Consider the following 10,851-nt stretch of genomic DNA (forward strand, 5'->3'; position numbering starts at 1 on the left):
CATCACCAGCAGCGTCGGCCGCCCGGCGAGCCCGAGCTGCTCCGGGCGGTCAGGCTTGATCCCTGCGCAGCTCGGGCTCCGGCGAAAACCTGACCGGGGTCCAGCCTTTGGCGGACCCTTCCGGCTTTGTGGTTCTTCGGACAGTTGGTTCTGCCTTGGGCGACAATCCTCCTGAATTGGTCTCATTCAGGTGGAGGGTTCGGGCATGCCGCATTTTCCGGTCAACCATCCGGCACGGCCGATCTACCGGGTCCTCTCCGGGCTGATCGGCGTCTACATCCTGGTCTTCGGCGTCTGGGGCGTCGCCGAGACGATCGGCGATCCACTCTTCGATCGCAGCAGCACCTGGGCCCTCGGGCTCCGGACCAATCTGGCCTTCTCGCTGGCCTCGGTGATCTTCGGGATCGTCCTGATCATCGGGGCCTCGCGGCGCACCAACCTCGGCCACTACATCAACCTCACCGCGGGCGTGGTGTTCCTGGTGACCAGCATCCTGATGATGTCGGTGCTGCAGACCGAGGCGAACTTCCTCAACTTTTCGATGTCGACAGTGGTCGTGTCGATGCTGTTCGGCCTGATCCTGCTCGGCACCGGTCTCTACGACAAGGTCGGCCCACCGGAATCAGCCGAGGCGGAGCTGGAGCACCGCAAGCACCCGGTGGCCGACGTGCACCGCCGCTGATCGGGGTCAGTTACGCCGCGCGGTGATCAGCGTCGGCTTCGCCTCCAGGTGCGACAACCCGTTCCAGGCAAGGTTCACCAGGTGCGCCGCCACCGTCTCCTTGCGCGGCTTCCGCACCTCCAACCACCAGCGGCCGGTGAGCGCCACCATGCCGACCAGCGCCTGCGAGTACAGCTCGGCGAGCTTCGGGTCGTACCCGCGGCTCTTGTACTCGGCACCCAGGATGTGCTCGACCTGGTGCGCCACGTCGTTCATGACGCTGCTGAAAGTGGCCGTGCCGGACAGCAGCGGCGACTCGCGGACCAGCACCCGGAAACCGCTGGTCTCCTCCTCGATGTAGGTCAGCAGGGCCAGCGCGGCCTGTTCCAGCAGCTCCCGCGGATGCCCGGCGGTCAACGCCGTGGTGATCCGGTCCAGCAGGGCCCGGACCTCCCGGTCCACCACCACCGCGTAGAGCCCTTCCTTGCCACCGAAGTGCTCGTACACCACCGGCTTGGAGACCTTGGCGCGGGCCGCCACCTCCTCGATGGAGGTGGCGTCGAAACCGCGCTCGGCGAAGAGTTGCCGGCCAGTCGCGATCAGCTGCTCCCGGCGTTGGGCCGCCGACATGCGGACCCGTGAAGGGGCCTTGGCTTTCGGTGCCGCCGTCGGCGTCGCCCGTCGCCCGCCGACAGCTGCCGCCGCGTCGTCGCTGACCTCAGGCATGTCGCCGCCTCGCTGGCGCTCGGTGACGCCCTGCCGTGGAATGGTTCCTCCGCTGTGCCCGTTCACGTCGTCGCCTCACTGTCGGGCGGTCCGACCACCCTGACGCGCCGTTCGACCGTACCCGGATCGGGCCCGGCATCCCGGCCGCCGAGCCGCCTGGTCCCCCCGCATGGCTCGGTCATCCGGCCATCCTGCCAGGCGGCATCCCGGTGTACCGCCCGGTTTCAGCGGGGTGCGACCGGCTTCACGAGCTTGGCGGCGAGGCGCTCCGGCTTCGGCCAGCGCACCTGCGTCGCCGCGCCGGTCTTCTCGAACAGCCAGATCACCCGGGCGGAGATGTCCACCTGACCGCGCAGCACGCCGTGGCGGGCGCTGGTCGGGTCGGCGTGGTGCAGGTTGTGCCAGCTCTCGCCGAACGACAGGATCGCCAGCGGCCAGAAGTTCGACGCGCGGTCGCCCTGACGCATCGCGAACGGGCGCTCGCCGTAGACGTGGCACACCGAGTTGATCGCCCAGGTGACGTGGTGCAGGAGGCCGATCCGGACCAGCCCGGCCCAGAAGAACGCGGTCAGCGCGCCCTGCCAGGACCAGGTCACCAGGCCGCCGATCAGCGCCGGGCCGAGCAGTGAGACGGCCACCAGCGCGGGGAAGAGCCGATCGACCCGGCTGATGTCCCGGTCGGCGATGAGGTCCGGCGCGAAACGCTCGCGGTTGGACAGCTCACGGCGGAACAGCCAGCCCACGTGTGCGTGGAACAGGCCCCGGGTCAACGCCCAGAAGCTGGTGCCGAAGCGCCACGGCGAGTGCGGGTCACCCTCCAGGTCGGAGAAGGCGTGGTGCCGCCGGTGGTCGGCGACCCACTGAATGATCTCGCCCTGCACCGCCAGCGAACCCGCGACCGCCAGAGTCACCCGCAGCCACCGCTTGGCCTTGAACGAGCCGTGGGTGAAGTAGCGGTGGAAGCCGACGGTGATGCCGAGCCCGGAGACGACGTACCAGACCAGGCCGATGATCACGTCGGTCCAGCCCAGCCAACCGCCCCACGCCACCGGCACGGCGACCAGCAGGGCGACGAAGGGGATCACCACGAACGCCCAGAGGGCGGCCAGGATGCCGGAGGACTGGCTGCCGTCGGTGAGTGGCTTGGGGCCGGGGCCGGCGGTGTTGGGATCGAGCAGAGCAGTGGACATGGGACCTCGCAGGGGGATGGTTTCGATCACGAAGCTACGCCTACGTCACCGTAACTTACGGGTCCGTAGATCGCACGGGGAAGTTTGGGATGGTCTTCGCGTAACTGCTCGAACTCGCAGGTCAGCAGGCCCGATGGCAGCTGTCCGACCGGCCCGGGAAACGGGGGGTCGAGGCGCGGTCCCCTCGCCCTGGGAGGTCGACGGCGTCGATCGCTAGCGGTACGGCGGGATGAGCGATGGCGTCCGGCGGCCGGGGCGCTAAGGTGTAGCGGCGGGATGTCCATCCATCCCTCATGCGACGTGCTCGCGTCGCTGATCGGCCGTGGTGTAATTGGCAACACCCGGGTCTTTGGTACCCGTATTTCAGGTTCGAACCCTGGCGGCCGAGCTGCCCACCTACGTCCGTTTTGGGTTCCGGTGGGGGTAAGAGGGAAACGTGCCGGGCCTCGCGGCTAGCATGGCCGCGAGAGTGTCCGCCGTCCCGACGGGAGCCGCGTCGTGCCCCAGCCCCACCTCCGTACCGTCGTCGTGCTCGCCGCCGGTGAGGGCAAGCGGATGAAGTCGACACTGCCCAAGGTGCTGCACCCCCTGCTCGGTCGGACGCTCCTCGGTCACGTGCTGAGCGCCGCCGCCCCGCTGGGCGCGGACCGCACGGTCGTCGTGGTGGGGCACGGTGCCGACCAGGTCCGGGAGCACCTGTCCGAGGTCGCCCCGGACGCCACGCCGGTGCTCCAGGCCCAGCAGCTCGGCACCGGGCACGCCGTGCGGATCGCGCTGGACGCCGTACCGGACGGTGCCGGCACGGTCGTGGTGATCAACGGAGACGTGCCCCTGCTGCGACCCGAGACGGTCGGCGCGCTGGTGACCGCGCACGAGGAGGCCGCCGCGGCGGCCACCGTGCTGGCCGCCGAGGTGCCCGACCCGACCGGCCTCGGCCGGATCGTCCGGGACGCCGACGGCCGCCTGGAGCAGATCGTCGAGGAACGCGACGCCGACGCGACGCAGCGCGCGATTCGGGAGATCAACGCCGGCATCTACGCGTTCGACGCGGTGCGGCTGCGCGAGGCGCTGGGCAAGCTCTCCACCGACAACGACCAGGGCGAGGAGTACCTGACCGACGTCTTCGGCCTGCTCCGCTCGGCCGGTGAGCCGGTGGCGGTGCACGTCGCCGTGGACCACGTCGAGACGCTGGGCTGCAACGACCGGGTGGAGTTGGCGACGCTGCGCGGGCTGCTGCGCGACCGGGTCAACGAGGCCTGGATGCGCACCGGCGTGAGCCTGCTCGACCCCGCCACCACCTGGATCGACGTGACGGTCGCACTGGACCGGGACGCGGTGATCGACCAGAACACCCAGTTGCGCGGCGGCACTGTGGTCGGCGCGGGCGCGCTGATCGGGCCGGACGTCACCCTGATCGACACCGTCGTCGGCCCCGCCGCGTCGGTGATCCGCAGCCACGCCGTCGGCGCCGAGGTGGGGGCGGGCGCAACCGTCGGGCCGTACGCGTACCTGCGGCCGGCAGCCCAGTTGGCCGAGAAGGCGAAGGTCGGCACGTTCGTCGAGGTGAAGAACTCGCAGATCGGCGCCGGCGCGAAGGTGCCGCACCTGACGTACGTCGGCGACGCGACGATCGGTGAGCAGACCAACATCGGCGCCGCGTCGGTGTTCGTGAACTACGACGGGGTCAACAAGCACCGCACGGTGATCGGCAGCCACGCGCGGACCGGCGCGGACAACATGTTCGTGGCGCCGGTCGAGGTGGGCGACGGGGCGTACACCGCTGCTGGTTCGGTGATCGTCGACGACGTGCCGGCAGGGGCGATGGGCGTCGCCCGGGCACGCCAGCGCAACATCGAGGGCTGGGTGGTCATGCGCCGCGCCGGCACCGCCGCGGCGGAGGCGGCGCAGCGGGCCCGCGACGCGAAGGGTGCGTCGGGTGTGGCCGGCACCGCAAGTGACAGTGAGGCAATGCACGGGGCGGCCGAGACGGTGGGCGGCGCATCCGGCCCGGGAGATACTGCAACCGAATAGTCCCCGACCCACCACCACCGGGTCGGGTACCGCCGACAAAACGGGAGCAGACGGGCCCATGGGCAGCATCGTCGCCGAAAACCGCAAAAGCCTGATGCTCTTTTCCGGACGTGGCTTTCCGGAGTTGGCCAAGGAGATCGGCGAGGTGCTCGGCGTCGCGCCGACCCCGGCCGACGCGTACGAGTTCGCCAACGGCGAGATCTTCGTACGGTTCAAGGACTCGGTACGTGGTTCGGACGCCTTCGTGGTGCAGTCCGTCACGCACGGGGTGAACACCTGGGTCATGGAAACCCTGATCATGGTGGACGCGCTGAAGCGGGGGTCGGCCAAGCGGATCACCGTGGTCCTGCCGTTCTACCCCTACGCGCGCCAGGACAAGAAGCACCGCGGTCGGGAGCCGATCTCGGCCCGTCTGGTGGCGGACCTGCTGAAGACCGCCGGCGCGAACCGCATCCTCACCGTCGACCTGCACACCGCGCAGATCCAGGGCTTCTTCGACGGCCCGGTGGACCACCTCTTCGCGATGGACATCCTGGCCGAGTACGTGGAACACAAGTACGCCGGCCGGCCAATGACAGTGGTGGCACCGGACTCGGGCCGGGTGCGGGTGGCCGAGCGGTGGACCGACCGGCTGGGCGGCTGCCCGTTGGCGTTCATCCACAAGACCCGTGACCCGATGAAGCCGAACCAGGTCGTGGCGAACCGGGTGGTCGGTGAGGTGGAAGGCCGGGTCTGCCTGATCGTCGACGACATGATCGACACCGGAGGCACCATCGCCAAGGCCGCCGACATCCTCAAGGAGTCGGGTGCGGCGGAGATCGTGGTCGCGTCCACCCACGCGCTGCTCTCCGACCCGGCCACCGAGCGGCTGAAGAACAGCTCGATCAGCGAGATCGTTGTGACGAACACGCTGCCGCTCCCGCCGGAGAAGCAGCTGGACAAGCTCACCGTGTTGTCGATCGCGCCGCTGCTGGCGCGGGCGATCCGGGAGGTCTTCGACGACGGCTCGGTGACCACCCTCTTCGGTGGCCTGAGCTGAGCCTGAGCCCCGTTTCCGCCACTCGACACGCTGGCGGGAGCGGGGCTGGCAAACTGGCGGAAACGGGGCCGGCACGCTGGTGGGAGCACCACCGACGGGCCGGTCTTGAGCCGTGACCGGGGACTGCCGGAAACCCTGGAAACAGCTCGGGTAGACTGGTGCGGTTGCCACGGCGAGGGTGCCCGGCGGGCCGCTGAAAAGCGCCGCACGGAGGCACCGTCATCGACGCGGTGCTCCGGGCAGTCGTTCATGACGCATGAGCCCCAGCGAGCCCCTCGCCCCAGCACCGTTAGACGACAAGCCGCCGCAGCGAAAAGCATCAGGAGTTTCCCCGTGTCCGAGGTAAAGATCAGCGCCGAGCCCCGTACCGAGTTCGGCAAGGGTGGTGCCCGCCGTACCCGCCGGGCCGGCAAGGTGCCCGCCGTGCTGTACGGCCACGGCGAGAAGCCCAAGCACATCGCGCTGCCGTCGCGGGAGTTCGCCGCCGCGATCCGCAAGGGCGGTGCCAACCAGCTCTTCGCGATCGACATCACCGACGGCACCCAGGTGCTGGCGCTGCCGAAGGCGATCCAGCGTGACCCGATCCGCGACACCTTCGAGCACGTCGACCTCATCCTGGTCCGCCGGGGCGAGAAGGTCACCGTCGAGGTCCCGGTCCAGCTGACCGGCGAGGCCGCCCGGGACACCCTGATCGTGCACGACCACGACACTCTCTCGGTGACCGCGGACGCCACCAAGGTCCCGGACCACCTCGAGGCGTCGATCGAGGGCCTGGAGGCGGGCACCCTGGTGACCGCCGGCGATGTCGAGCTGCCGGCCGGCGTCGAGCTGGCCGCCGACTCGGAGCTGACCGTCGCGTCGGTGACCGCCGCCCCGACCGCCGAGCAGCTCGAGGCGACGCTGCCCGAGGTCGAGGTTGCCACCGACGAGGCCGAGGCCGAGGTCGGCGAGACCACCGAGGGCTCCGAGGGCGCGGACGCTGCCCCGGCCGCCGAGGGCAACGAGACGACCGAGGCGCGCACCGAGGCCTGATCGGTTCGTACTGTGCGACAGGCGTCCCCGGATGTTCGGGGGCGCCTGTCGGCATATCGGGAGTCGGTGGGATGGGCGTCGGAAGGGACTGGTCGTGACGGACGAGGCGGGGCCGTGGCTGGTGGTCGGCCTGGGCAACCCGGGCCGGGAGTACGCCGGCAACCGGCACAACGTCGGGTTCATGGTGGCTGATCTGCTGGCCGGGCGGGTGAGTGCGCGTTTCGGCCGGCACAAGCGGGCGGTTGCCGAGGTGGCCGAGGCGCGGCTGGGGTTCGGTGGGCCGAAGCTGGTGCTGGTGAAGCCACTGACGTACATGAACCTCTCCGGCGGGCCGGTCGCGGCGCTGGCGCAGTTCTACAAGGTGCCGACGACGCAGGTGATCGCGGTGCACGACGAGCTGGACATCGGGTTCGGCCAGGTGCGGGTCAAGTTCGGCGGTGGCGAGGGTGGGCACAACGGCCTGCGCTCGATGTCGAAGTCGTTGGGCACCAAGGACTACGCCCGGGTGCGGTTCGGCGTAGGCCGACCGCCGGGGCGGCAGGACCCGGCGGATTACGTGCTGTCGGATTTTGGCGCGACCGAGCGCAAGGAGCTGGATTTCCTGGTCGACCGGGCCGCCGACATGGTGGAGTCGGTGATCACCAAGGGCGTGGAGCCGACCCAGAACCTCTACCACGGCAGCTGAGCCGGGCGGGGCGTACCCGAATCCGTTAAGGCGGGCCGGTAGTCTGCGCCTTTCGGCGTGCCGCGACCGGCGACGCGAGTCGCGGCGGATCGGCCCGTGCGGGCAGCGCGGCGAGGCGACGGGAGCGGGCAGATGAGCAGTCCTCCGATGATCGATGGCGCGTTCGCCCGATGGTTGGCGTCCCGGGCTGGGCAGGCGCTGCTCGACCTGCGCACGGAGATGGGCTTCGCCGACACCGGCGCGCTGAAGTCGGCCGGGGACAAGGTCTCGCACGACCTGATCCGCACGGAGCTGGCGAAATGGCGTCCGGGTGACGCGGTGCTCTCCGAGGAGGACGAGGGGTCACGGTTGGCCTGGGCCGCGGAGGTGAACACCGGAGCGGTGTCGCGGCTGAACGCGGACCGGGTGTGGATCGTCGACCCGTTGGACGGCACCCGGGAGTTCTCCGAGGAGGGCCGCTCGGACTGGGCGGTGCACGTGGCGCTCTGGGCGCGCAACGCACCGAGTCCGCACGGGCTGGTCGCCGGGGCGGTGGGGCTGCCGGCGCAGCACCGGGTTCTGGGCACTGACTACCCGCCGGCGTACCCGCCGATGACTGTGGAGGCGGCGACGGCCGGCGAGCGGAAGATCCGCATGGCGGCGAGCCGGAGCCGGCCGCCGGTCTTCCTGACCGACCTCGCTGAGGACGTCGGGGCGCACCTGGTGCCGATGGGCTCGGCCGGCGCGAAAATCGCGGCCGTGGTCACCGGCGAGGTGGACGCGTACATCCACGCAGGTGGGCAGTACGAGTGGGACTCGGCGGCCCCGATTGCTGTGGCGACGGCCACCGGACTGCACGCTTCCCGGATCGACGGTTCTGCGCTGAGATACAACGAGGCGGATCCGCGCCTGCCGGACCTCCTGGTCTGCCGCAAGGATCTCGCCACCCGGTTGCTTGCAGCGTTGCAGAAACATTCCGGGTAGCCTGAGCAGACATTCTTGACATGCCCGACCGGAAAGGTCTGGAAATCGGATGAGCGAGCGAATCGAGCCGGTGTCATGACCACCCCGGCGGCGTACCAGGTCTCCCACCTGGACGCCCTGGAAGCCGAGAGCATCTTCGTGATGCGCGAGGTGGTCGCGGAGATGGAACGCCCGGTGATGCTCTTCTCCGGTGGCAAGGACTCGATCGTCATGCTGCGGCTCGCGCAGAAGGCGTTCGCCCCGGCCAACGTCCCCTTCCCGGTCATGCACGTCGACACCGGGCACAACTTCCCCGAAGTCCTGGAATACCGCGACCAACGGGTCGCCGAGCTGGGGTTGCAGCTGGTGGTGGCGAGCGTGCCGGAGGCCCTGGCCAGAGGCATGGTCCGGGAGTCCGCCGACGGCATGCGCAACCGGATCCAGACACCGGTGCTGCTGGACGCGGTGGAGAAGCACCGCTTCGACGCGCTGTTCGGTGGCGCCCGCCGGGACGAGGAGAAGGCCCGGGCCAAGGAGCGGGTGTTCAGCTTCCGCGACGAGTTCGGTCAGTGGGACCCGAAGAACCAGCGGCCCGAGCTGTGGTCGCTTTACAACGGACGGCACCACCCGGGCGAGTCGATCCGGGTCTTCCCGCTGTCCAACTGGACCGAGCTGGACGTGTGGCACTACATCGCCCGGGAACGCATCCCGCTGCCGTCGATCTACTACGCGCATGAGCGCGAGGTGATCGAACGGGACGGCATGTTCTACGCCGTCAACGAGTTCTTCCGCCCCCGCGCGGGTGAGGAGCGGTTCAAGGCGCAGGTGCGCTACCGCACCGTCGGCGACGCCTCCTGCACCGCAGCGGTCCGGTCCGACGCGGACACCGTGGAGAAGGTCATCGAGGAGGTGGCTGCCACCCGGATCACCGAGCGCGGCGCCACCCGTGGTGACGACCGGGTCAGTGAGGCCGCCATGGAGGACCGCAAGCGGGAGGGCTACTTCTGATGAGCACCGAGATCGTGGCCCCGGCCCCCGAGGCGCGGCCGATGGACCTGCTGCGGTTCGCCACCGCCGGCAGCGTGGACGACGGGAAGTCGACCCTGATCGGGCGGCTGCTCTACGACACCAAGTCGCTCTTCACCGACCAGTTGGCCGCCGTGGAGGCGGTCAGCGCGGCCCGCGGTGACGAATACACCAACCTGGCGTTGCTCACCGACGGTCTGCGTGCCGAGCGGGAGCAGGGCATCACCATCGACGTGGCGTACCGGTACTTCGCCACCCCCCGGCGCAAGTTCATCATCGCCGACACCCCGGGCCACATCCAGTACACCCGCAACATGGTCACCGGGGCGTCGACCGCGGACCTGGCGTTGATCCTGGTGGACGCGCGCAAGGGCCTCGTCGAGCAGTCCCGCCGGCACGCGTTCCTCTGCTCCCTGCTGCGGGTGCCGCACCTGGTCCTCTGTGTCAACAAGATGGACCTGGTCGACTGGTCGCAGGAGGTCTACGAGCGGATTGCCGACGAGTTCACCGCATTCGCGGCGAAGCTCGACGTACCGGACCTGACCGTGGTGCCGGTCTCCGCCCTGCGCGGCGACAACATCGTCACCCGGTCGGACAACATGCCCTGGTACGAGGGCCCGTCGCTGCTGCACCACCTGGAGCGGGTGCACATCGCCAGCGACCGCAACCTGGTCGACGTCCGGTTCCCGGTGCAGTACGTGATCCGTCCGCAGTCCACCACTGTCACCGACTACCGCGGCTACGCCGGCCAGGTCGCCTCCGGCGTGCTGAAGCCGGGTGACGAGGTGATGGTGCTGCCCTCCGGCTTCACCAGCCGGATCGCCGCAGTGGAGACCGCCGACGGGCCGGTCCCGGAGGCGTTCCCGCCGATGTCGGTGACGGTACGACTGGCCGACGAGATCGACATCTCCCGCGGTGACCTGATCTGCCGACCGAACAACGCACCGGCGGTGGCCCAGGACATCGAGGCGATGGTCTGCTGGATGGACGAGACCGCCCCGCTGCGGGTCGGTGGCCGGTACGCGATCAAGCACACCACCCGGTCGGCTCGGGCGATCGTGCGCGGGCTGCACTACCGGCTGGACATCAACTCGCTGCACCGCGACGAGTCGGCCGACGAGCTGCGACTCAACGAGATCGGCCGGGTGCGACTGCGCACCACGGTGCCGCTGCTGGCCGACGAGTACCGCCGCAACCGCACCACCGGCGGCTTCGTCATCATCGACGAGGCGACCAACCGCACGGTAGGCGCCGCCATGATCGTCGAAGCCAGCTAACCCCACCCCGCCCACTGCCCGCTGCTCGCTGGCCCGTCCTGCCCGCTCGCGTGCCCTGCCCGCTCGCGTGCCCTGCCCGCTCGCGTGCGCCAGCCGGCAAGATCGTGCTCGATCCAGGAAGTAGTGGCCTCGCACGTCAGGCGAGGCCCGAGGATCAGGTCGGAGGTGCCGTCGTCGGCGAGCGGCACGAGGAGCAGTCGCCCGTCCCGGGCGACCGGCAGTTTCAGCTCGGCGAGCCGGGC

General features: G+C 69.8%; 10 protein-coding genes, 1 tRNA gene and 1 pseudogene. 9 read left to right on the forward strand and 3 right to left on the reverse strand.

Translation table 11 applies throughout. From position 1 onward, the window contains the following. Positions 1-205: 205 nt before the first annotated feature. The gene (locus ABZU74_RS33560; RefSeq protein ID WP_355432665.1) at positions 206-682 is read left to right on the forward strand and encodes a DUF4383 domain-containing protein; all 477 of its coding nucleotides are present in this window, start codon (positions 206-208) and stop codon (positions 680-682) included. A 6-nt stretch (positions 683-688) separates the two neighbouring features. On the opposite strand, the gene ABZU74_RS33565 is transcribed toward ABZU74_RS33560, so the two are convergent. Together ABZU74_RS33565 and ABZU74_RS33570 are read right to left on the reverse strand one after the other, a co-directional pair. Continuing rightward, entirely contained in the window at positions 689-1,387 is a 699-nt protein-coding gene (locus ABZU74_RS33565; protein ID WP_355432668.1) for a TetR/AcrR family transcriptional regulator, read from the reverse strand. Between the two features lie 224 nt (positions 1,388-1,611). Further along, complete coding sequence (locus ABZU74_RS33570) at positions 1,612-2,577, reverse strand: acyl-CoA desaturase (protein ID WP_355432671.1); 966 nt, start codon at positions 2,575-2,577, stop codon at positions 1,612-1,614. Positions 2,578-2,893: 316 nt separating this feature from the next. Here ABZU74_RS33570 and ABZU74_RS33575 point away from each other — a divergent pair. From ABZU74_RS33575 to ABZU74_RS33610, 8 genes are all read left to right on the forward strand, one after another. Next, positions 2,894-2,965 (forward strand) — tRNA-Gln (locus ABZU74_RS33575). 110 nt (positions 2,966-3,075) lie between these two features. After that, the gene (glmU, locus tag ABZU74_RS33580) at positions 3,076-4,608 is read left to right on the forward strand and encodes a bifunctional UDP-N-acetylglucosamine diphosphorylase/glucosamine-1-phosphate N-acetyltransferase GlmU (RefSeq protein ID WP_355432674.1); all 1,533 of its coding nucleotides are present in this window, start codon (positions 3,076-3,078) and stop codon (positions 4,606-4,608) included. A 58-nt stretch (positions 4,609-4,666) separates the two neighbouring features. Further along, complete coding sequence (locus ABZU74_RS33585) at positions 4,667-5,647, forward strand: ribose-phosphate diphosphokinase (protein ID WP_030329105.1); 981 nt, start codon at positions 4,667-4,669, stop codon at positions 5,645-5,647. 333 nt (positions 5,648-5,980) lie between these two features. Further along, entirely contained in the window at positions 5,981-6,679 is a 699-nt protein-coding gene (locus tag ABZU74_RS33590; RefSeq protein ID WP_355432676.1) for a 50S ribosomal protein L25/general stress protein Ctc, read from the forward strand. Between the two features lie 94 nt (positions 6,680-6,773). Further along, on the forward strand, positions 6,774-7,364 hold the full coding sequence (gene pth, locus ABZU74_RS33595) for an aminoacyl-tRNA hydrolase (RefSeq protein WP_355432679.1): 591 nt from the start codon (positions 6,774-6,776) through the stop codon (positions 7,362-7,364). A gap of 132 nt (positions 7,365-7,496) precedes the next feature. Then, positions 7,497-8,327, forward strand: a complete 831-nt coding sequence (locus ABZU74_RS33600) for a 3'(2'),5'-bisphosphate nucleotidase CysQ (RefSeq protein WP_355432682.1) — start codon at positions 7,497-7,499, stop codon at positions 8,325-8,327. Positions 8,328-8,402: 75 nt separating this feature from the next. Continuing rightward, positions 8,403-9,314 (forward strand): sulfate adenylyltransferase subunit CysD, encoded by a 912-nt coding sequence (cysD, locus tag ABZU74_RS33605; RefSeq protein WP_355432685.1) that lies wholly within the window; start codon positions 8,403-8,405, stop codon positions 9,312-9,314. After that, complete coding sequence (locus ABZU74_RS33610; protein ID WP_355432688.1) at positions 9,314-10,609, forward strand: GTP-binding protein; 1,296 nt, start codon at positions 9,314-9,316, stop codon at positions 10,607-10,609. The genes cysD and ABZU74_RS33610 overlap by 1 nt, the downstream gene beginning before the upstream one ends. Here the strand turns inward: ABZU74_RS33610 and ABZU74_RS33615 are convergent. After that, positions 10,606-10,851, reverse strand: a pseudogene (locus ABZU74_RS33615) (hypothetical protein); the annotation flags it as partial. The gene ABZU74_RS33610 and the pseudogene ABZU74_RS33615 overlap by 4 nt on opposite strands.

The sequence above is a fragment of the Micromonospora sp. NPDC005171 genome, from assembly GCF_040608575.1.
In the GTDB taxonomy this organism is placed as follows: Bacteria; Actinomycetota; Actinomycetes; order Mycobacteriales; family Micromonosporaceae; genus Micromonospora.